Source organism: Streptomyces viridiviolaceus, assembly GCF_014650995.1.
Classification (GTDB): Bacteria; Actinomycetota; Actinomycetes; order Streptomycetales; family Streptomycetaceae; genus Streptomyces; species Streptomyces viridiviolaceus.
The window spans coordinates 65,210-86,132 of the sequence record NZ_BMWA01000017.1; the positions used below are offsets into that span (position 1 = coordinate 65,210).

General features: G+C 73.1%; 23 protein-coding genes. 7 read left to right on the forward strand and 16 right to left on the reverse strand.

Going from position 1 to position 20,923, the window contains the following annotated elements; all coding sequences use genetic code 11:
• The coding region (locus tag IE260_RS41880; RefSeq protein WP_229881198.1) for a hypothetical protein at positions 1–301 on the reverse strand (301 nt) is incomplete at its 3' end.
• 101 nt (positions 302–402) lie between these two features.
• Complete coding sequence (soxR, locus tag IE260_RS24775) at positions 403–909, reverse strand: redox-sensitive transcriptional activator SoxR (RefSeq protein WP_189875515.1); 507 nt, start codon at positions 907–909, stop codon at positions 403–405.
• A gap of 106 nt (positions 910–1,015) precedes the next feature.
• Between soxR and IE260_RS24780 the strand changes: the two genes are divergently transcribed.
• A complete protein-coding gene (locus IE260_RS24780; protein ID WP_189875517.1) occupies positions 1,016–1,477 on the forward strand; it encodes a MaoC family dehydratase in 462 nt (153 codons plus the stop codon).
• Positions 1,478–1,494: 17 nt separating this feature from the next.
• On the opposite strand, the gene IE260_RS24785 is transcribed toward IE260_RS24780, so the two are convergent.
• The 3 genes from IE260_RS24785 to IE260_RS24795 form a co-directional block, all read right to left on the reverse strand.
• Positions 1,495–2,139 carry a TetR/AcrR family transcriptional regulator gene (locus tag IE260_RS24785; RefSeq protein ID WP_189875519.1) on the reverse strand — a complete coding sequence of 215 codons (645 nt, stop codon included), beginning with the start codon at positions 2,137–2,139 and terminating at the stop codon, positions 1,495–1,497.
• An 86-nt stretch (positions 2,140–2,225) separates the two neighbouring features.
• Positions 2,226–2,516 (reverse strand): YiaA/YiaB family inner membrane protein, encoded by a 291-nt coding sequence (locus IE260_RS24790; protein WP_189875521.1) that lies wholly within the window; start codon positions 2,514–2,516, stop codon positions 2,226–2,228.
• A gap of 90 nt (positions 2,517–2,606) precedes the next feature.
• Positions 2,607–3,758: an acyl-CoA dehydrogenase family protein gene (locus tag IE260_RS24795; protein ID WP_189875523.1), complete on the reverse strand. Its 1,152-nt coding sequence runs from the start codon at positions 3,756–3,758 to the stop codon at positions 2,607–2,609.
• A gap of 116 nt (positions 3,759–3,874) precedes the next feature.
• Here IE260_RS24795 and IE260_RS24800 point away from each other — a divergent pair, with 116 nt between their 5' ends.
• From IE260_RS24800 to IE260_RS24810, 3 genes are all read left to right on the forward strand, one after another.
• The gene (locus IE260_RS24800) at positions 3,875–4,516 is read left to right on the forward strand and encodes a TetR/AcrR family transcriptional regulator (protein WP_189875526.1); all 642 of its coding nucleotides are present in this window, start codon (positions 3,875–3,877) and stop codon (positions 4,514–4,516) included.
• A 50-nt stretch (positions 4,517–4,566) separates the two neighbouring features.
• Positions 4,567–5,280 (forward strand): ArsR/SmtB family transcription factor, encoded by a 714-nt coding sequence (locus IE260_RS24805; RefSeq protein WP_189875528.1) that lies wholly within the window; start codon positions 4,567–4,569, stop codon positions 5,278–5,280.
• Between the two features lie 65 nt (positions 5,281–5,345).
• Positions 5,346–6,284, forward strand: a complete 939-nt coding sequence (locus IE260_RS24810; protein WP_189875706.1) for a DMT family transporter — start codon at positions 5,346–5,348, stop codon at positions 6,282–6,284.
• On the opposite strand, the gene IE260_RS24815 is transcribed toward IE260_RS24810, so the two are convergent.
• The 10 genes from IE260_RS24815 to IE260_RS24860 all read right to left on the reverse strand — a co-directional run bounded on the left by IE260_RS24815 (position 6,281) and on the right by IE260_RS24860 (position 16,751).
• Positions 6,281–7,381 carry a Zn-dependent alcohol dehydrogenase gene (locus IE260_RS24815; RefSeq protein WP_189875530.1) on the reverse strand — a complete coding sequence of 367 codons (1,101 nt, stop codon included), beginning with the start codon at positions 7,379–7,381 and terminating at the stop codon, positions 6,281–6,283. The genes IE260_RS24810 and IE260_RS24815 overlap by 4 nt on opposite strands.
• Positions 7,382–7,397: 16 nt before the next feature.
• On the reverse strand, positions 7,398–8,786 hold the full coding sequence (locus IE260_RS24820) for an aldehyde dehydrogenase family protein (protein ID WP_189875531.1): 1,389 nt from the start codon (positions 8,784–8,786) through the stop codon (positions 7,398–7,400).
• A 137-nt stretch (positions 8,787–8,923) separates the two neighbouring features.
• Positions 8,924–9,091 carry a hypothetical protein gene (locus IE260_RS24825; RefSeq protein ID WP_189875533.1) on the reverse strand — a complete coding sequence of 56 codons (168 nt, stop codon included), beginning with the start codon at positions 9,089–9,091 and terminating at the stop codon, positions 8,924–8,926.
• 10 nt (positions 9,092–9,101) lie between these two features.
• Positions 9,102–9,788 (reverse strand): hyaluronoglucosaminidase, encoded by a 687-nt coding sequence (locus tag IE260_RS24830; protein ID WP_189875535.1) that lies wholly within the window; start codon positions 9,786–9,788, stop codon positions 9,102–9,104.
• A 165-nt stretch (positions 9,789–9,953) separates the two neighbouring features.
• Complete coding sequence (locus IE260_RS24835) at positions 9,954–10,133, reverse strand: hypothetical protein (protein ID WP_189875537.1); 180 nt, start codon at positions 10,131–10,133, stop codon at positions 9,954–9,956.
• Between the two features lie 79 nt (positions 10,134–10,212).
• Positions 10,213–11,445, reverse strand: coding sequence for an MFS transporter (locus tag IE260_RS24840; RefSeq protein WP_189875539.1), 1,233 nt, complete (start codon positions 11,443–11,445; stop codon positions 10,213–10,215).
• 21 nt (positions 11,446–11,466) lie between these two features.
• Positions 11,467–12,879 carry a CitMHS family transporter gene (locus IE260_RS24845; protein WP_189875541.1) on the reverse strand — a complete coding sequence of 471 codons (1,413 nt, stop codon included), beginning with the start codon at positions 12,877–12,879 and terminating at the stop codon, positions 11,467–11,469.
• A 134-nt stretch (positions 12,880–13,013) separates the two neighbouring features.
• Entirely contained in the window at positions 13,014–15,245 is a 2,232-nt protein-coding gene (locus tag IE260_RS24850; protein WP_189875543.1) for a molybdopterin oxidoreductase family protein, read from the reverse strand.
• A gap of 113 nt (positions 15,246–15,358) precedes the next feature.
• The gene (locus IE260_RS24855; RefSeq protein ID WP_189875545.1) at positions 15,359–15,976 is read right to left on the reverse strand and encodes a TetR/AcrR family transcriptional regulator; all 618 of its coding nucleotides are present in this window, start codon (positions 15,974–15,976) and stop codon (positions 15,359–15,361) included.
• Between the two features lie 82 nt (positions 15,977–16,058).
• Positions 16,059–16,751: a hypothetical protein gene (locus IE260_RS24860; RefSeq protein ID WP_229881201.1), complete on the reverse strand. Its 693-nt coding sequence runs from the start codon at positions 16,749–16,751 to the stop codon at positions 16,059–16,061.
• Positions 16,752–16,889: 138 nt separating this feature from the next.
• Here IE260_RS24860 and hmgA point away from each other — a divergent pair, with 138 nt between their 5' ends.
• From hmgA to IE260_RS24875, 3 genes are read left to right on the forward strand one after another with little or no spacing between them, the layout of a single operon-like run.
• Complete coding sequence (gene hmgA / locus IE260_RS24865) at positions 16,890–18,206, forward strand: homogentisate 1,2-dioxygenase (protein WP_189875547.1); 1,317 nt, start codon at positions 16,890–16,892, stop codon at positions 18,204–18,206.
• A 26-nt stretch (positions 18,207–18,232) separates the two neighbouring features.
• Positions 18,233–18,982: a GntR family transcriptional regulator gene (locus IE260_RS24870; RefSeq protein WP_189875548.1), complete on the forward strand. Its 750-nt coding sequence runs from the start codon at positions 18,233–18,235 to the stop codon at positions 18,980–18,982.
• Positions 18,983–19,004: 22 nt separating this feature from the next.
• On the forward strand, positions 19,005–20,159 hold the full coding sequence (locus IE260_RS24875; RefSeq protein WP_189875550.1) for a type ISP restriction/modification enzyme: 1,155 nt from the start codon (positions 19,005–19,007) through the stop codon (positions 20,157–20,159).
• Positions 20,160–20,172: 13 nt separating this feature from the next.
• On the opposite strand, the gene IE260_RS24880 is transcribed toward IE260_RS24875, so the two are convergent.
• Positions 20,173–20,877, reverse strand: coding sequence for a TetR/AcrR family transcriptional regulator (locus tag IE260_RS24880; RefSeq protein WP_189875552.1), 705 nt, complete (start codon positions 20,875–20,877; stop codon positions 20,173–20,175).
• Positions 20,878–20,923: the final 46 nt, after the last annotated feature.

Below are 20,923 nucleotides of genomic sequence, written 5' to 3' on the forward strand. Positions count from 1 at the left end.
CAGCAGGGCCGGCGGCATCCGGCACGGCACCCACCGTGTCCGCGCCCGACGCCAGGACACCGACGCGCAGGATGCCGTCCGGCCACACCCAGCCGACGGCACGCGACAGCCCGCTCCGCACCGTCGGCCGGGTCCGGCCCAGTTGAGCCGGCCCAGCAGGGCCGGCGGCATCCGGCACGGCACCCACCGTGTCCGCGCCCGACGCCAGGACACCGACGCGCAGGATGCCGTCCGGCCGCACCCAGCCGACGGCACGCGACGCGGTACGGGACAGCCACCATCCGCCGGGAACGCAGCACACGACCGGACAGCCACCGACCGCCGCAGCCCCGCACGCCGGCGGCCGGGCCGCGGTCGGCCGGAGGGCCGGAACTCGCGGCCCGCAGAGGGCCGGTGGTCCGTTCAGTCGCAGCAGTCCGTCTTCGGTGTGCGGGCGGCGCGGGCGGCGGCTGCGCCCCGCTCCACCATCAGGCGGGAGCCGGTGAGGCGGTCGCCGGAGATGTCGTCCGGGTTGGACAGGACGCAGGTGTCCAGGGACAGACAGCCGCAGCCGATGCAGTCGGTGAGGTGGTCGCGCAGACGGTTCAGCTGCTTGATGCGTTCGTCGAGTTCGGAGCGCCAGGCCTCGGAGAGCCGGGCCCAGTCGTCCCGTGTGGGCGTGCGGCCCTCGGGCAGTTCGGCGAGCGCCTCGCGGATCGTGGCCAGCGGGATTCCGACCCGCTGGGCCGCCCGCACGAAGGCCACCCGGCGCAGCGTGTCACGGCTGAACCGGCGTTGGTTGCCCGAGGTGCGGCGGCTGCTGATCAAGCCCTTGGACTCGTAGAAGTGCAGGGCGGAGACGGCGGCGCCGCTGCGCGCGGCGAGCTGGCCGACCGTGAGCTCGTGGATCTTCTCGGGAATCTGGGGCACTCCTCGAACCCTACCTACCCCGTCACTCCTCCGGTCCGTTGACATCGGCTTCGCGGGCGAGCATGCTAAGCAGTCGCTTAGATTGGGCGAGCAGAGAGGCCGGGACATGGCAGAGCCGAGGATCTTCACGTCCGCCGACGACCTGAAGGCGGCGGTGGGCGAGCAGTTGGGTCACACCGACTGGCTGGACGTCGACCAGAAGCGGATCGACCTGTTCGCGGAGGCCACCGGCGACCACCAGTGGATCCACGTGGACCCGGAGAAGGCCGCCGCGGGCCCGTTCGGCACCACCATCGCGCACGGCTATCTGACCCTGTCGCTGCTCCCGCTGTTCGGACCGCAGCTGATCAAGGTCGAGGGCGTGAAGATGGGGGTCAACTACGGCACCAACAAGGTCCGCTTCCCCGCCCCCGTCCCGGTCGGCTCGCGCCTGCGCGCCACGGCGACGATCACGGGCGTCGAGGACGTCAAGGGCGGGGTCCAGGTGTCCGTCGCCTTCACCGTGGAGCGGGAGGGCGGCGACAAGCCGGTCTGCGTCGCCGAATCCGTCTCGCGCTACTACCTCTGAGGCCGTCGCGGGCACCGCTACCGCTGTGCGGCGCCCGCGTCCTCGGCCCCCACCATCCGCAGCACGAGGTCGGCGTAGAGCGCACCGACCTCGTCGGGTGTCCGGGGGCCGTTCACGTTGAACCAGCGGGCGACGTCGATGCAGAGCGAGAGCACCGCGAGCGTCGTGCCCTGCACGTCCCGCACCTCGAACTCGCCCGAGGCCATGCCCTCCTCGATGATCCCGCGCACCTCGGCGTCGCACTGACGGCGCAGCGCGACGATCTCGGCGCGGGCCTCCGGCCCGAGCGCGTCCAGCTCGTACTGCACCACCCGGGCCGTGGTGCGCCGCCCGGCGTGCCAGCGGACGAAGGAGCTGACGGCGTCGGCGAGCCGCTCGGTGGCACTGCCCTCGCCCCGGGCCGCCGTCCGCAGGATGCCGAGCGCCCTGTCGTGGCCGATCCGGCTGATGCGGTGGAGCAGCTCTTCCTTGGTCTTGTAGTGGATGTAGAGCGCGGCGGGGCTCATACCGGCGCGCCCGGCGATGTCACGGGTCGTCGTGGCGTGGTACCCGCGCTCGGCGAAGGCCTCCACGGCGGCGACCAGCAGCCGCCGGGCCGCGTCGGGCGTGACCTCTTCCCACGGCTCGATGTCGCCGCCCGTCGTCTCCGCCGCCGTACTCATCGCTTCTTCGCCCCTCTCGGTGACAGGAGCTCCACCATACCGCCGAAGGTGAGCGAGCGCTTAGAGCGCCCGTCCGGCGGCGTACGTCAGCCCAGCTTCTGGAAGGGGTCGTGCTCGGCGAGCAGCTTCTCCACCCGCGCCTGGTCGACGCGGCTCACGATCTGCCCGGCCTCCTGACGGTCCCGGATGATCTTGGCCAGGGTGAAGGCGGAGGTGACGAGGTAGAGGACGGCGATGCCGAGGAAGGCGCGCACCCACGCGTCGGCCTCCAGTTTGACGATGCCGATGGCGGTGGCGGCCATGGCCACCGTGAACGACGCGACGGCCTGCCCGTAGAAGGCCGCTGTGCTCTGCTGCTTGACCGGTGTGTCACTCATGGGGACAGCTTCGGCGGATGTGGCCGGGACCACATCCGCCGGGATACTCAGTTCGGGTACTCAGTCCGGACGCCATCGAGCCCTCGGCGGTCAGAAGGCCGAAACCCCCGTCAGCGCCCGCCCGATGACCAGCTTCTGGATCTGACTGGTGCCCTCGTAGAGGGTCATCACGCGCGCGTCGCGCAGCAGCTTGCCCGCCGGGTACTCGTCGATGTAGCCGTAGCCGCCGAAGACCTGCAGGGCGTTGTTCGCGGCGCGCACGGCGGCCTCGGAGGCGAACAGCTTGGCCTTGGAGGACTCCACCGCGAAGGGCAGCCCGCGGTCGATCAGGTCGGCGACCCGCCAGGTCAGCAGCCGGGCCGCGTCCACGTCGACGGCGATGTCGCTGATCAGCTCCTGCACCAGCTGGTGGTGGGCGATGGTCTTCCCGAACTGCTCGCGCTCGCCGGCGTACGTCACGGCCGCGTCCAGCGCGGCCTGGGCTATGCCGACGCAGCCCGCGGCGACCGACATCCGCCCCTTGGCGAGGGCGGACATGGCGACCGAGAAGCCCTTGCCCTCGGGGGCCAGCATCGCCGAGGCGGGCACGCGCACGTCCTCCAGCACCAGCTCGGCGGTGGCCTGCCCGCGCAGCCCGAGCTTGCCGTGGACGGTGCGGCGGGTCAGGCCGGGGGTGTCGGTCGGCACCAGGAAGGCGGAGACCCCCTTGTGGCCGGGGGCGTCCGTGGAGCGGGCGAAGAGCAGCACGACGTCGGCCCAGGTGCCGTTGGTGATGAACATCTTGGCGCCGTTGATCACGTAGTCGTCGCCGTCGCGTACCGCGCGGGTGGAGAGGTTCCCGGCGTCGGAGCCGGTGCCGGGCTCGGTGAGGCCGAAGCAGCCGACGTACTCGCCGGAGGTGAGCCCCGGCAGCCAGCGCCGCTTCTGCTCCTCGTCGCCCCAGGCGGCGATCGTCTTGGCGACCAGGCCGAGGGAGACGGACACGATGCCGCGCACGGACGAGTCGCCGCGGCCCAGTTCCTCCGTCACCAGGCAGTAAGCGAGGTGGTCGCCGCCGGACCCGCCGTACTCCTCGTCGATCGTCAGGCCGAGGAAGCCGACCTCGCCCAGCTTCTTCACGACGGCCCGGTCGACCTCCTCGGCCCGGTCCCAGGCGACGACGTGGGGGGCGATCTCGCGCTCGACGAAGTCCCGGGCGAGCCGCCGCACGGCGGTCTGCTCCTCGCTGAGCTCCAGGTTCATGACGGGTCACCCCACAGGTAGCGAACGGTCGACGACTGGGCTCGGCAGCCGTCCTTGAAAGCCGGACATTTAAATTAGCACTGCTAGTTTAGAGCCGCAGCCCTACTATGTGCGCCATGGCCCGACCGCGCAAGCCCCTGCTCAGCACCGACCGGATCGTCGAGACGGCCCGCGCGCTGGTGGACGCGGAGGGCCTCACGGCCGTCTCCACCCGCCGGCTCGCGGCGGAGCTGGGGGTCAGCGGACCCTCGCTCTACAACCACTTCCGCACCAAGGACGAGATCCTGGAGGCGGTCGCCGACTCGGTGAGCGCCCAGGTCGACCTGTCGATGTTCGAGGACGGCCGGGAGTGGCGGACCGCGCTGCACGACTGGGCCGTCTCCTACCGGGCCGCCCTGCGCGACCACCCCAACATCGTCCCGGTCCTCGCCCACGGGCCCGGCCGACGCCCGGCCGCACTGCGCCTCGCGGACGCCGTCTACGGCGCGATGGTCGACGCGGGCTGGCCCCCGGCGCAGGCCACGTCCATCGGCGCGCTGATGCGGTACTTCGTCATGGGCTCCGCGCTCGGCTCCTTCGCCCGGGGCTTCGTGGACGACGCGAGCGCCTACGACCCCGCCGACTACCCGCACCTCGGGCAGGCCCACCTACTGGCCGAGCAGCAGGACAAGATCGACCAGCGGGCCTTCGAGACCGGACTGACGGCACTGCTGGACGGGCTCGCGCAGCAGTTCGAGCAGCTGCGGGAGGAACGCTAGCCCGGACACTTCGGCCGGGACCGAACGGTCCGTGGCGCATCCTGGGGAGCATGACCACCACCAGGGATGCCGCAGCCCCCGGGCTCGCGCGGCTGGCCGGGCTGATCGCCGACGAGACCCGGGCCGCCTGTCTGCTGGCGCTGCTGGACGGGCGGGCCTGGACCGCCGGTGAGCTGGCCCGGCACGCGGGCGTCGCCGCGTCGACGCTGAGCGAGCACTTGGGCAAGCTCGTCGCGGGCGGCCTGCTCGCCGAGGAGCGGCAGGGACGGCACCGCTACGTGCGGCTGGCCGACGCCCGGGTCGCGCAACTGGTGGAGGAGCTGGCCGCGCAGGTCGCGCCCGAGGCCGCCCGGCGTCCGCGCACCCTGCGCGAGTCCACCGCCGGGTCGGCGATGGCCCGCGGACGCACCTGCTACGACCATCTGGCCGGGCGGCTCGGGATCGCGGTCACCGACGCGCTGAGCGAGCGCGGGCTGCTGCGGCAGGACACCGGTTTCGCCCTCACGGACGCGGGGCTCGCCTGGTTCGACACGGCCGGCATCCGGCTCGCCCGCACCGGCCGTCGCCCGCTCGCCCGCGCCTGCCTGGACTGGACCGAACGCCGCCCCCACCTCGCGGGCGTCGCGGGCGCCGCCCTGTGCCGGCACACGCTGGAGGCGGGCTGGTGCGTGCGCATCGGCTCCGAGCGGGCGGTGAAGGTGACGGCGGCCGGCGAGGAAGCGCTGTCCGAGCTGCTGGGCATCGACCCGGCGACGCTGCGCTGAGCACCGCCGTCCCGTCCGAAACCCGCCGGTCCCCGTCCCTTTCCGTTCCTAGCCTGTGGAGCATGATGAGCCCCGCCCCGTCCCGTCGTCCGCACCTGCTCGCCGCCGGTGCGGCCACCGTCACCGTCGTCCTGTGGGCCTCCGCCTTCGTCTCGATCCGCAGCGCGGGCGAGGCCTACTCGCCGGGCGCGCTGGCGCTCGGACGGCTGCTGTCGGGCGCCCTGACGCTGGGGGTCATCTGCCTGCTGCGCCGGGAGGGGTGGCCGCCGCGCCCGGCCTGGCGGGGGATCGCGATATCGGGGCTGCTGTGGTTCGGCTTCTACATGGTCGTGCTGAACTGGGGCGAGCAGCAGGTGGACGCCGGTACGGCGGCGCTGGTGGTGAACGTCGGGCCGATCCTCATCGCCCTGCTGGGTGCCCGGCTGCTCGGGGACGCGCTGCCGCCGCGGCTGGTGGCGGGGATGGCGGTGTCGTTCGCCGGCGCGGTGACCGTGGGCCTGTCGATGTCGGGCGGGGGCGGTTCCTCGCTGCTCGGGGTGGTGCTGTGTCTGCTGGCCGCCGTGGCGTACGCGGGCGGGGTCGTCGCTCAGAAGCCGGCTCTGGCGCAGGCGAGCGCGTTGCAGGTGACGACATTCGGGTGCCTGGTCGGGGCGGTGGTGTGCCTGCCGTTCGGCGGACAGCTCGTGCACGAGGCCGCCGACGCACCGCTCTCCGCCACGCTCAACATGGTCTACCTGGGCGTGTTCCCGACCGCGCTGGCGTTCACGACGTGGGCGTACGCGCTGGCCCGCACGACGGCCGGCCGCATGGGCGCCACCACGTACGCCGTGCCCGCCCTCGTCGTCCTGATGTCGTGGCTGGTGCTCGACGAGGTACCGGGGCCGCTCACCCTGGCGGGCGGCGCCCTGTGCCTGGCGGGCGTGGCGGTGTCCCGGTCCAGGAGCCGGGCGGCGGCCCCGGAGGAGGCTCCGAAGCCGCACCGGACGCGTGCGGGCCGGTCCTAGGGGGTGTCCTCCTGGAACACCACCAGGGCCCGGCCGCCCTTGCCCGCCAGCATGTTCTCGAACGCCGCCGGGATGCCGTCCAGGGCGATGCGCTCCGTCACCAGGGCGCCCAGGTCCAGGCGCCCGGCGCGTACGTGCTCGGCGATCACCGGCAGGTCGCGCGCCGGGTCGGCGTTGCCGTACACGCAGCCGGACAGGGTGCGGCCCCAGTGGAAGATCTCCAGGGCGTTGAAGGTGACCTGCTGGTCCTTGCCGCCGATGCCGACCACCGTGGTGCGTCCGCCGCGCCGGGTGGAGTCCCAGGCGGTGCGGATGGTCGCGGCGCGGCCGACGCACTCGACGGCCACGTCGACGCCCTGCTTGCCGGTGAGGGCGCGGATCTCGCGGGCGGTGGTGTCGGAGGCGACGAGGTAGTCGGTGGCGCCGGCGGCGCGGGCCAGTGCCTCCTTCTGCGGGGAGACGTCGACCGCGACGATCGTCGAGGCGCCCGCGATCCGGGCCGACTGGAGCGTGGCCAGGCCCACTCCCCCGACGCCGAACACCGCCACCGTCTCGCCCGGCCGGACCTGCGCCGAGTGGTGGACGGCACCGTAGCCGGTCAGGACGGCGCAGCCGAGCAGGGCCGCGTCGGTGAGCGGGACGCCGTCCGGGACGGGCAGGACGCAGGACGCGGACACCACGGTCTCCTCGGCGAACGCGGCGACGTTCAGGCCGGGGTGCAGATCGGTGCCGTCGTCGCTGCGGCGGGCGTGCACGGCGGCGGCGCCGGCCAGGGCGCCGGCGCACAGCCAGACCTCGCCGAGCGAGCAGGCGTGGCAGGCGCCGCAGGACGGGGCCCAGTTGAGGACGACGCCGTCGCCGGGGGCGACGTGTGCGACGCCCTCGCCGACGGCGAGGACCGTGCCCGCGCCCTCGTGGCCGAGGACGGCGGGTACGGGCACGCGCATGGTGCCGTTGGACAGCGACAGGTCGGAGTGGCAGACCCCGGCGGCGGCGAGCTTGACACGGACCTGGCCGGGACCGGGCTCCGGCAGGTCGATGTCGGTGATCTCCAGCGGGGATCCCACGGCGGGTACGACGGCGGCGCGGACAGCCATGACGGCAGCAACTCTCCTAGAACTGGAGGGACTTGGTCTGGAGGTACTCGGACAGGCCGTGCAGGCCCAGTTCGCGGCCCACGCCGGACTGCTTGTACCCGCCGAAGGGTGCCAGCGGGTTGAAGCGGCCGCCGTTGATGTCGACCTGGCCGGTGTCCATGCGGCGGGCGAAGGCGACCGCCTCCGCCTCGTCCCCGGCCCACACGGCGCCGGCGAGACCGTACACCGTGCCGTTGGCGATCCGCAGGGCGTCCTCCTCGTCCTCGTAGCGGAGGATGGACAGGACGGGGCCGAAGATCTCCTCCTGGGCGATGGTCATCTCCTCGGTCACGTCGGCGAAGACCGTGGGGCTGACGAAGTATCCCTGCTCGCGCGGGGGTTCGCTGCCGCCCGCGACGAGGCGGGCGCCCTCGGCGACGCCCTTCTCGACGTAACCGAGCACCCGCTGCTGCTGCTTGGCGTTGACGACCGGGCCGATCCGGTCGCCGTACTTCGCGGCGGCCTCGGCGGCCAGCTCCACGGCCGCGTCGTACTGGTCGCGGTGGACCAGCATGCGGGTCCAGGCGCTGCACGTCTGACCGGAGTTGGACATGACGTTGGCGACGCCGACGTTCACGGCCTTGGCCAGGTCGGCGCTCGGGAGGATGACGTTGGCGGACTTGCCGCCCAGTTCGAGGGCGACCTTCTTGACGGCCGCACCGGCGGTCGCTCCGATCCGCCGGCCCACGGCCGTGGAACCGGTGAAGGAGACCAGGTCGACGCCGGGGTGCTCGGCGAGGGCCTGGCCGGCGACCGGGCCGAGGCCGGTCACCAGGTTGAAGACGCCCGCGGGGACGCCGGCCTCGTGCACCACCTCGGCGAAGAGCTGGGCGGTGAGCGGGGTGTCCTCGGCGGGCTTCAGCACGATGGTGCAGCCGGCCGCGAGCGCCGGGGCGACCTTGGCGACGATCTGGTGGAGGGGGTAGTTCCAGGGGGTGATGGCGCCCACCACGCCGATCGGCTCGTGGTGGACGACGGAGTTGCCGACCTTCTCCTCGAAGGCGTACGTCGCCGCCAGCTCGGCGTACGAACCGGCCACCGCGATGGGGGCGGCGGCGTGCACGGCCTGCGAGAACTTCAGCGGGGAGCCCAGTTCGGCGGTGACCGTCCGCGCGATCTCGTCCTTGCGGGCCACCAGCACGTCCCGCAGGGCGGCCAGCCGCGCGGCCCGTTCCGCGGGCGGGGTGGCGGCCCAGCCCGGGAGGGCGGCGCGGGCGGCCCGTACGGCGGCGTCGACGTCCAGGGCGCTGCCGGCGGGGACCTTGCCGATCACCTGCTCGTCGGCCGGGTTAACGACGTCGATCGTGTCCCGGCCGTCGGCGGGCCGCCAGGCTCCGTCGATGTACATGCCGTCGTGTGCCTTCATCGCGTTCCTCCCGGGCGGGCCTCGTCGTCCGGCCCCCAAACTAGCGCTGTTAGTTTTCCGGCACCAGGGGCGGCCTCCATGGCACACCTCACCCTGCCCGGACGACGGTCGCGGCAACCGGCCCGACGCCGCTCACCTCATCCGTTGCCCTCCTGCTCGACCACGGCCTTCTGCTCGAGTGACGCGAGCCGCGCCCTCAGTTCGGCGTTCTCCGCCTCCAGGGCGACCATGCGCTTGCGTGCGAAGTACAGCTCCATCACGGCGTCCTGGAACTCGGCGACGAGCTGCTCCGGGGTCAGTTCCACGGTTCCGTCCTCACGCCGGGGCCAGCCGCGTGGGCACGCCGCTGCTGCCCTTCCAGTACAGGGCGCCGTTCTGGGCGTAGAGGGAACCGCCGCCGCGGTCGGCGGGCGCGTTGGTCGGCTCGGTGTCGACGTCGGCGAGCCGTGCCGCGCCCTCGAGCAGGAGCGCGGCCGGGGCGTCGGAGCGCTGCACCACGTGGAGCTGGGCCAGGGGCTTGTCCCCGCGGCCGACGCCTATGCCGGTGCGGCCCGACCCCTTGACGACGAAGTCGTCCACGCCCGGGTTGTTGCGCAGCACGATCAGGGAGCCCGTGGTCGGTCCCTGGGTCGCCGTCACGAAGATGCCCTGGGCGGCCGTCCCCTGCGTCTTGAGGTCGATCGAGAGACCGGAGGCATCGGCGTCCGAGCCGTCGGCGTAGCCCACGTGGGAGATCTTCAGGGTGCCGCGCGCGGTCTCCGTGCCCGACAGGTTCATGGCCGAGGTGGCCGGGTTCCGGGAGGTCACGTTCAGCGCCGAGGCCGTCCCGGACGTGGCCGCGCAGTTGATGGTCACCGTGTAGGCGGTCGTCGACGTACTCCAGAAATTGGCGGGTGCGGCGTAGTCGGTGTACTCGCCCTCCGCAGCCGCCTCCGTGCCGGCCGCGACGGTGACGGCGCCCGCGGTGAAGGCGCCCAGGAACACTCTGCGTCCCACTGCCATCCGTGTACTCGCTTTCCGTATGAGGCAATCGCACCGCGTGCGCGGTGCGGAGATCATGTGATCACCCCTCACGGGTCGCGCACAACGGTGGTCGGCCGGCCCCTCGGGCGGCGCCGCCGGGCCCGCCCGCACGGCGGGCGACGGGAAGGTGCCGGACGACCGGGCCTAGTCGTCGTCGCCCTGGCTTCGGCCCGACCTGCCCGACCGGCCCGCCAGTTCGCCCGCGAGCACGGTCGCCTTCGCCACCCCGCGCACCCAGCGCGGGCCGCCCCGGGCCGCCCGGACGACGCAGACGCATCCGAAGACGGCGAGGACGAGCAGGCCGGACAGGACGATCAGGAACATGCGCTTCCCCCTGGTGCATGTGAGTCCGCCGTGGTGTGTGCGGTCCGCACCATCATTCCAGGCCGCCGACCGGCTCCCGCTAACGGGCCGTACGGCCGAGTGGCCGGGCCCGGTTGCCCTCCTCGGCGGGCGGATGGCCCCCGGACGGTCCGGCCGGGGAGCGCAGCGCGATGCCAGAGGACAACAGCAGCAGGGCGCCGAGCATCACGAACGGGGCGGCCACGCCGGCGACTCCGGCGATCAGGCCCGCGGCGGCGGGTGCGGCCACCTGTCCGAGACGGTTGCCGGTCAGGCGCAGGGCGAGGGCCGTGGAACGGGCCTCGTCGGGGGCCGCCTGGACGACGGTCGTCATGGACAGCGGCTGACCGACCCCGAGGCAGAAGCCGAGGACGACGAGCATCAGCCCCAGCGCCCACACCGGCACCGGCAGCGCGATGCCGGCGCAGAGCAGGGCCGCCAGCAGGCAGGTCACCGTGAGCAGCAGGGTGCGGCCGAGCAGCCGCAGCAGCGGCGTCAGCACCAGCCGGCAGGCGATCGTGGCCGCCGCCCGCAGGCTGAGCAGCACGCCGATCACGGACGGCGCGATGCCCCGGTGCTCGCCGACCACCGGCAGGTAGGCGGTGAGGATGTCGGTCGCGGAGAGCACGGACAGGCTGATCAGGATGCCGGCGGGCACGCCCCGGGCGCGCAGGATGGTTCCCACGGGCACGCGTTCGCGCCGCTCGCCACGGGCCTCGGCCACCGTGGAGTGCTCTATGCGCCACAGCGACGTGAACGCGACCGCCGCGCCCGCCCCCGCGACGACCAGGGCGAGCGCACTGCTGCCCGCCATGTCGTGACCGCCGATCAGCGCGCCCGCCGCGACGGGCCCGATGAGCTGGCCCAGCGAGGCGCCGATGGTGAAGTGGCCGAAGTTGCGGTCCTGTTCGTGCGGCGCGGACTGGCGGGCGACCAGTGACTGGGCGCCGATGACGAAGCAGAGGTGGCCGAGGCCCATGACCCCGCTCCACAGGGCCATCGCCCACAGGGAGCCGGCGATGCCGCTCAGCGCGCAGCCGCCGGCGATCAGGACCACGCCGACGGGCAGCAGCGGGGCGCAGCGGCCGTGGTCGGTGCGCCGGCCCAGGGGGACGGCGGCGAACAGGGGCAGCAGCGCGTAGACGCCGGCGATCACGCCGATCGCCCGCTCGTCCGCGCCGAGCGCGAGCGCCCGGTAGGAGACGGCGGGCCGGGCCATCGACACCGCCCCCTGCGCGAAGCCGAAGGCGATGACGAGGCGGAGCAGCCAGCCGCGGTTCCCGCCGGGCGCCATGGTCGTGTCCTCCCTGGTAGGTCAGATGATGCCGAACAGGATGCCCGCCCCGAGGACGACCAGGCACGTGAGGGCGGCCCACTTCACCACGAACCGGGTGTGGTCGCCGAACTCCACCTTGGCCATGCCGACCAGGACGTACACAGCCGGGACGAGCGGGCTCGACATGTGCAGCGGCTGGCCGACGATCGAGGCGCGGGCGATCTCCAGGGTGGACACGCCGTGCGCCTGGCCGGCCTCGGCGAGCACCGGCAGGACGCCGAAGTAGAAGCCGTCGTTGGACATGAAGTAGGTGAGCGGCAGGCTCAGCAGGCCGGTGACGAGGCCCATGTGCGGGCCCATGCCGGCGGGGATGATGTCCACCAGCCAGTTGGCCATGTGGTCGACCATGCCGGTGCCGGTCAGGACGCCGGTGAAGACGGCGGCGGCGAAGACCATGCCGGAGACGTTGAGCACGTTGTCGGCGTGGGCGGCGATCCGGGCCTTCTGGTCGGGGATGTGCGGGAAGTTCACGGTGAGCGCGAGGGCGGCGCCGAGCAGGAACAGCACCGGGATCGGCAGCAGTTCCATGATCATGGCGGTGAGCAGGACGACCGTGAGCAGCGCGTTGAACCAGTACAGCTTGGGGCGCAGGGTGGGCCGGTTCGGGTCGAGGCCCTGGAAGTCGTCCTCGGCTGCGTCGCCCCCGGCCGGGCCGCCGGTGCCGGCGGCGGGCGCGGACGCCTTCACGTCGGCGCCGGACCCGGTGCCGGCGGCGCCCGCGCCGACCAGGACCGTCTCGGTCTCCTTCTCCTCCGCCAGCACCTCGTCCAGCGTCAGCGTGCCCAGCCGCCTGCGCTCGCGCAGACCGAGGACGTACGACAGCACCAGCACGGCGAGCAGACCGACGGCCAGGGCCGGGATCATCGGGACGAAGATGTCGGTGGCGTCGACCTTCAGCGCGGTGGCGGCGCGGGCGGTGGGGCCGCCCCAGGGCAGGGTGTTCATCACGCCGTTGGCCATGGCGGCGACGCCGGTCATCACGACGAGGCTCATCTTCAGGCGCTTGTACAGCGGGTACATCGCCGAGACGGTGATCATGAAGGTGGTCGAGCCGTCGCCGTCCAGCGAGACGATCGCGGCCAGCAGCGCCGTGCCGACGACGATGCGCATCGGGTCGGCCTTGCAGAACTTCAGGATCGCCCGGACGATCGGGTCGAACAGCCCGACGTCGATCATCACGCCGAAGTAGACGATCGCGAACATGAGCATCGCCGCGGTGGGGGCGAGGCTGGACACGCCGTCGATGACGTAGTCGCCGAGTTCGGCGCCCTTGCCGACGAACACGCAGAACAGCGCGGGAATCAGCACGAGCGCCGCGATCGGCGACATCTTCTTCATCATGATCAGGACCAGGAAGGTCGCGATCATGGCGAAGCCGAGGATGGTCAGCATGTGTGGATACCTAACGTTCGCCCTTGAACATCCCACCGGGGCAGGCGGTGCGACGACGTTAGGTGCCGCGAAGCGGCGTTAACAAGATGTTGACACGCGAGCAATAAGCGCAAAACTCCAGGTCACGGCTTTGCTCAGGTCACAGGGGTGAGCACGACGGGTACGCCGTTGAGGACCGCGTTGCCCGACAGCGGGTCGAGCAGGCTGCCGTCGAGGAGCTGGTTGACGTTGGTGCCGGGGACGGTGGCCGCGTGGGTCAGACGGGTTCCGGGCCGGTCGTGACCCCAGCCGTGCGGGAGGCTCACCACGCCCGGCCGGACGGTGTCCGTGACCTCGGCGGGCGCGGTCGCCTCTCCCCCGGCGCCCTTGACGCGTACGGCCGCTCCGTCCCGTACGCCGAGCCGTTCGGCGTCCTCCGGGTGGATGTGCAGGGTGCAGCGGTTGGAGCCGCCGGTGAGGGCCGGGATGTTGTGCATCCAGCTGTTGTTGGACCGCAGGTGGCGGCGGCCGACGAGGACGAGTCCGGCCGGGCGCCGGTCCATGGCCGAGCGGAGCCTGGGCAGGTCGCCGGCGATCGGCTCGGGGAGCAGCTCCACCTTGCCGCTGCGGGTCTTCAGCGGCTGCGGCAGGCGCGGGCGCAGCGGGCCGAGGTCGATGCCGTGCGGGTGGTCGAGCAGCCGCTGGAGCGACAGGCCCTCGGGGCGTGCGCCGAAGCCGTCGCCGTAGGGGCCGAGGCGCAGCATCATGTCGAGCCGCCGCTCGGGGCCGTTCTCGCCGGTCAGCCGTGCGGCCAGGTCACGGGGGTCGCGTCCGTGCACGGGTGAGTGCGGGTCCCGCACCGCCTTGCCGAGGGTCTGCTCGACGACCATGGCGTCGACGGCGGCGGGGTCGGCGCCGTGCATGCCGGTCGCGGCGAGGATCAGCCGGGCCAGGATCTCGGTCTCGGCCATGCGGCCGGGCTCCAGCGGCACGGCGGGGCGGGTGTAGCGGACCTGGTTGCGCACGGCGAGGGTGTTGAAGGCGAAGTCGTGGTGCGGGCTCTGGGCGGGCGGGGGCGGCGGCAGGACGACGTGGGCGTGACGCGAGGTCTCGTTGAGGTAGGGGTCGACGCTCACCATGAAGTCGAGCGAGTCCAGGGCCTTGTCGAGCCGGTCGCCGTCGGGTGCGGACAGCACGGGGTTGGCGGCGACGGCGACGAGCGCGCGGACCGGCTCGCCCGCGTCGGTGGCGGTGTCGATCTCCTCGGCGAGGGCGGACAGGGGCAGTTCGCCCTTCGCCTCCGGGTGCCCGCTCACCCGGGAGCGCCAGCGGCCGAGCGCGAAGCCGCGGCCGGGCCCGGCGGGGCGCGGGGTCTTGTCGGTGGCGGCCTGCGGGAAGAGTGCGCCGCCGGGCCGGTCGAGGTTGCCGGTGAGGATGTTGAGGACGTCGACGAGCCAGCTGGCGAGGGTGCCGTGCGGGACGGTGCAGCTGCCGATGCGGCCGTAGACGGCGGCGGTGGGGGCGGCGGCGAGTTCCCGGGCGAGGGCGCGGGTCGTGGCGGCGTCCACGTCGCAGGAGCCGGCGACGGCCTCGGGCGTGAAGTCACCGAGGGCGGCGGCGAGTTCTTCGACGCCCTCGACGTGCGGGGCCAGTGCGCCGAGGTCGGCCAGGTCCTCCTCGAACAGGACGTGCGCCATCGCGGCGAGGAGCAGGGCGTCGGCGCCGGGGCGGACGGCCACGTGCCGGTCGGCGAGCCGGGCCGTGCGGGTGCGGCGCGGGTCGATGACGGTGAGAGTGCCGCCGCGGGCCTTGAGCGCCTTGAGCCGGCCCGGGAAGTCGGGGGCGGTGCACAGACTGCCGTTGGACTCCAGGGGGTTGGCGCCGATGAGGAGCAGGTGGTCGGTGCGGTCCAGGTCGGGCACCGGGATCGCGTTCGCGTCGCCGTAGAGCAGTCCGCTGGAGACGTGCTTGGGCATCTGGTCGACCGTGGAGGCGGTGAACAGGCTGCGGGTGCCGAGCGCGCCCAGCAGGACGGGCGGGTACAGGGCGCCGGCCACCGTGTGCACGTTGGGGTTGCCGAGCACGACGCCGACGGCGTGCGGTCCGTGCCTCTCGACGACGGGCCGGATGCCCGCCGCGACCGCGTCGAACGCCTCCTCCCAGGTGGCCTCGCGCAGCTCGCCGTCCCGGCGTACCAGGGGCGCGCGCAGTCGGTCGGGGTCGGAGTCGACGGCGCCGAAGGAGGCGCCCTTGGGGCAGATGAAGCCGCGGCTGAAGACGTCGTCGCGGTCGCCGCGGGCGGCGGTGACCCGGGTGCCGTCGACGGTGAGGGTCAGGCCGCAGGTGGCCTCGCACAAGGGACAGATACGCAGGGCGGTGCGGGACACGGGTCCTCCCGGGGTCGGCGGCGACGGTGGCGCACGGACACGGGCGAGCATACCGACCGGTAGGCATGTCGGGGAGGTCTCACGGGCGGTCGGGTCGGTGAATTCCCCGTCCGTCAGTCGAGCACGCGCCCGAGATACGCCCGCAGCAGCTCCCGGGCCTCCTCGATGACCTTCTCGTCCCCGTCCGGGGCGACCCGGAAGGCGAGTTGGACGAGGGTGTCGGCGGTCTCCACGGCGACCAGGAAGACGCGGCGCAGATCGTCGTCGGGGCGGCGGCCGACATAGCCGGAGAGCAGGGCCGTGAGCCGCTCGGCGACGCGGTGGTTGGGCTCGGCGTGCCGGTCGCCGATCGGGATCTGGTTGCCGAAGTCGACGAGGGAGAAGCCGGGTGCGGTCCGCTTCATCGCCAGGTACTCGTCGAGCACCGCGTCCAGCGCCTCGCGCCAGCCCGCGTCACCGGTCCCCTCGAGCCGCTTGGTCACGCGCTCGGTGTAGCGCTCCAGGTTGCGCTGGGCGAGCGCGTCGGCCATCTGCCGCTTGTTGCCGAAGAAGCGGTACACCGAACCGATGGGGACGCCCGCGCGCAGGGCCACGGCCCTGGTGCTCAGGGCGTCGTAACCGACCTCGTCGAGGAGGTCGGCGCAGGCGTCGAGGATCCTGGTCAGCCGTTCGGCACTGCGCCGCTGCACGGGGGCACGGCGGAGCGGGGTCGCGTGGGGCACGGTGTTCATGATGCCTTCCCTGCGCGGTCCGGTGAACTGTGACCTCCTGTACGGGAACGGACACCGGCTCCGCTCACCGGGCTCGTCCGGCTCATCGGCCCTCCGTGCCTTCGGGCAGCAGCCGGCCCCCGATCACCACCGTCTGCGTGACCTTCCCCGGCACCGTGGCCAACGACTCCGGCACCGCCCGCGGCTCCGGGCTCTCCCCCTGCTTTGCGGAGGCCGTCGGCTCCGGGCTCTCCCCCTGCTCCCCGGTGGCCGTCGGCTGCGGGCTCTGCCCCGGGCCCGTGTCCGACGCCGTGATGTCCGCCGTGCTCTCGACGGGTTTGCCGTCGACGGCCCAGACGGTGCCGTCGTCGGCGTACAGGCGGGCCGTGACGTGGTGCGTGCCGCGCGGCACGAGAGGGGCGGCGAGGCGGTACTCGGGACCGCGCAGCCGGGTGACGAGATCGCCATCGAGGAAGAGGTGCGCCACGCCCCGGCCGGCCTCGGCCCGGGCCTCGGCGCCGGCCGCCGAGAAGCGGAAGTTGCGCACGGTCAGGCGTACGCCCCAGCTGCCGTCGGCGCCGGGCTGCACCTCGATGCCGACCTCGGGCGCGCCCTCTGCGTCGACCTCCCGGTAGCGCCGGCCGTCCTCGTCCGTGTCGTCGAGGAGCCTGCCCGCCGGCACGGCGGACCTCCCGCTCCCCGGTTCGTCCGTACCACTGGAGCCACAGCCCGCCGATCCGGTCAGCACCAGGACGCAGACCGCGAGCGCGGCGAGTGCTCTCCGCGTCCACGACATGCCCGGAGACTAGAACACGGGTCCGACGGCCGAATCCTCCTGGGGTCGGGTTCCGGGCACGGCCCCGTACGACCTCTTGCGCCCGCGAAACCGCAATCCTACGGTGTCCCATAGGAATCAGAGGGCGAGGGAGCGATCATGAGCGGGGACGCGCGGAAGACCGCGGAGGGGCTGGCCTACCTGTCCGGCTTCGGCAACGAGCACAGCTCCGAGGCCGTGCCGGGCGCACTGCCCGAGGGGCGCAACTCGCCGCAGCGGGCGCCTCTGGGGCTGTACGCGGAGCAGCTCAGCGGCACGGCGTTCACCGAGCCGAGGGCGGACAACCGGCGTTCGTGGCTGTACCGCGTCCGGCCGTCGGCCGCGCACCCGGCGTTCACCCGCGCGGGCAACGGCGCGATCCGGACCGCGCCCTTCACGCAGTGCGTGCCGGACCCGAACCGGCTCCGGTGGAACCCGCTGCCGGAGCCCGGGGCCGGGACGGACTTCGTCGCGGGCCTGTGGACCCTCGGCGGCAACGGCGACGCGACTCAGCGCACCGGCATGGCCGTGCACCTGTACCACGCCACGGCCTCCATGGAGCGTGTCTTCAGCGACGCCGACGGCGAACTCCTGATCGTCCCGGAGCGCGGCGGGCTGCTGCTGCGCACCGAGTTCGGGCTGCTGCACGCCGAGCCGGGCCATGTGGCACTGATCCCGCGCGGGGTCCGCTTCCGCGTGGACCTCCTCGACGACGACGCCCGCGGCTACGTCTGCGAGAACTACGGTGCCCCCTTCCGCCTCCCCGAGCTCGGCCCGATCGGCGCCAACGGCCTGGCGAACGCCCGCGACTTCCGGGCACCGGTCGCCGCGTACGAGGACGTCGAGGGCCCGGTGGAGGTGGTCAACAAGTTCTGCGGCAACCTCTGGACGGCCGTCTACGACCACTCCCCGCTCGACGTCGTCGCCTGGCACGGCAACCACGTGCCGTACGTCTACGACCTGCGCCGCTTCAACGTGATCGGCACGATCTCCTACGACCACCCCGACCCGTCGGTCTTCACGGTGCTCACCTCGCCGTCCGACACCCCCGGCCTCGCGGGCGTCGACTTCGTGGTCTTCGCGCCGCGCTGGCTGGTGGGCGAGGACACCTTCCGGCCGCCCTACTTCCACCGGAACGTGATGAGCGAGTACATGGGCCTGATCGAGGGGGCCTACGACGCGAAGGCGGAGGGCTTCGTGCCCGGCGGGGGCTCGTTGCACAACATGATGTCGGCGCACGGTCCGGACCGGGAGACGTTCGACCGCGCGAGCGCAGCCGAGCTGAAGCCGCAGAAGATCGACGACGGGCTGGCGTTCATGTTCGAGACCCGGTGGCCCGTCACCCTCACGCCCCAGGCGGCCCGCGCCGAGCACCTGCAGCAGCGGTACGACGACGTCTGGCAGGGCCTGGAGCGTCACTTCCGCCCCTTGCACTGAGGATTCCCTACCGGTACGGATGGCCCGTGACCTCCTTCGCCCCGGACTCCATCGTCCTGAACCGCAAGCTGCCGCTCTGGTACCAGGTCTCGCAGTCGCTGCGCGCCTCGATACTGGGCCGCTCGCCCCAGGACCCCCTGCGCCTGCCCACGGAGGAGCAGTTGGCGGGGCACTACGGGGTGAGCGTGCTGACCATGCGGCAGGCCCTGAAGGAACTGGAGGACGAAGGGCTGATCACGCGCCACCGCCGGCGCGGCACGTTCATCGAGCCGCACGCCAGACGGGGGTCCCCGGTGCGGCTGCTGGGCTCGGTGGACGCGATCGTGGCCCAGCAGTCCGGTATGCGGGCCGAGCTGCTGGACCACGGCGTCGGCCCCGTGCCGCCCGAACTCGCCGAGTACTTCCCGGACGTGACCGAGGTGGCGACGTACCACCGGTTGCGCAGCGACGAGAAGACGGGCGAGCCGACCAACCACGCCCGCAACTACCTCCGTCCCGAACTGGCCGCCCGCATCGACGCCGACGACCTCGCCCGCCGGCCGATGACCAAGGTGCTGCGGGACGTCGTGGGCGTGGACATCAGCCGGATCACGGACACCGTGGAGGCCCGGCTGGCCGACCCGGAGACGGCCAGGCTGCTCCAGGTCCCGCTGCTCAGCCCGATCCTGCACTACACGGGCATCACGTACGACGCGGCGGGCCGGGTGCTGGACGTGGCGGTCATCCACTACCGGGGGGACCGTTTCTCCTTCACGGTCACGCTGGATGCCACCTGAGGCCGTGGGGCACCGTCGTACGATGCCCAGCGTGACGCACGACGACGCTCCGCCGCTGGCGGACCTCATGCCGTGGTCCGTCGCACCGCCGCGGCTCGGCCGGGGCTGGCCGACGGCCCCCGACACGGCGTCCCTGAAGGCCCGCTGGGACGCCCTGGTGAAGGCAGAGGGACCCGAGCGCGAGGCCCTGTTCGAGCCCACGCGCTCGCGGACGCTGCGCACGGCGGTGGGGCGGCTGCCGGGCGGCTCGGGCGGTACGGAGCGGCTGGTGCGCGCCTCGGGCCCGTGCCCGGAGCCGGTGCGTGTGCTGCGCGCGCCCTTCGACGAGCAGTGGCTGATCCCCGACCACCGGCTGATCGACGCCGCCCGGCCCGAGCTGTGGCGGGTGGTGGACGAACGGCAGGTCTTCGTCGTGGAGACGCCCGAGGTGCCGGGTCCCGGGCTCCTCGCGACCTCGTTGCTGCCGTTGCTCGGCGCCCGCGTCCGCCCGCTCTACCGCCGCCCCGGCGCGGCGGAGCCGAACCTCGCCCCCGGGCTGCTGGACCACCTGGCCGCCCGCCTCGGCCGGCGCCCGGAACCGCCGGACGTCCTGGCCTGGATCGTGGCGAGCGTCCGCTCCGGTCCCGTGGTCCCGCTCACCGCCGACCCCGAGCTGTGGTCCCGCGGCGTCGGACTCGGCCACCGTGCGCTGTGGCTGATGCGGCGCGACGGGGAGCGTCCCAAGCTGCCCGGCGGCCGTCGCCCGTACGTCCGCGCCCCGCTGCCCGCACGACCGCTGACCCTCCGCTACGACCCGGACGAGGAGACGCTCCACCTGGACGACGGACGAATCTCCCCGGTGCCGCCCGGCGCCTGGGACTTCGAGGTGGGCGGGGTACGGGTCCTGGAGCAGTGGTTCGCGGCCCGCACGGCGGAGGGCGAGCCGGGCACGCTCGCGGCGATCCGCCCGGCCACCTGGCCGCAGATCTGGACCTCCGAGCTGCTGGAACTGATCACGGTCCTCGCCCTGCTCGCCGAACTCCGGCCGGAGCGGGCGGAGTTGACGGTGACGGCGCCGATCACGGCCGCGGAGCTGCGCGAGGCCGGCGTACTGCCGGTGCCGCGGGCGGCCCGCAGGCCGGCCTCCGTGCTGGACGGCCGGGAGGAGGGACCGGAGGGCCAGCTGGCCCTGCTGTAGGCCCGGACACCTCCTAGGCGAACCCGTTCAGGACCCGGGCCAGCGCCTGCTCGAACACCGCCTCCAGGTCGATCGGCCCGGGGTCCTCCGTGAAGGCCGCCGCCAGCCGCGGATAGGCGCCGCTCGCGACCTGCCGGCCCAGATAGGCGCCCCGCACCGCGTTCTCCTGCTCCTGCGACCAGGGCAGCGAGCGGGTGCGCTCGGCGGTGGCGAGCTCGTTGGTGACGTAGGTCGTCACGACGCCGTTCACCATCGCGATCAGCTGCATCTTGGTGCCGTAGGGCCCGTCGTACGGGTCGAGGCAGGCGAGGCAGTGCTCCAGGTAGCGCAGGGCGTTGGGGCTGAAGCCGTAGACCGGGGACATCAGGCGCGGCAGCCAGGGGTGGCGGTGCATCAGCGCACGGGTCTGCCGGGCCACCCGGAGCAGGTCGGCGCGCCAGTCGCCGCTCGGCTCCCACAGCTCGTGCTCACCGCTGACGGCGTCCACCATCAGCTCGTGCAGGTCTTCTTTGCGGGGGACGTAGTTGTACAGCGACATGGTGCCGCAACCCAGCTCGGTGGCGACGCGGCGCATCGAGACGGCGTCCAGGCCCTCGGCGTCGGCGATCCGCACCGCGGCGGCCGCGATGTCCGCGCGGGTGTGGGCCGGCCTGGGCCCCCGCCCGGTGCGCTCGGGGCGCTCCCAGATCACTTCGGGTACGGCCGCTCGGCCCGCCATCGTTCATCACCTCGGCCACCATCCTAGTTACGTACACCGTACGTAG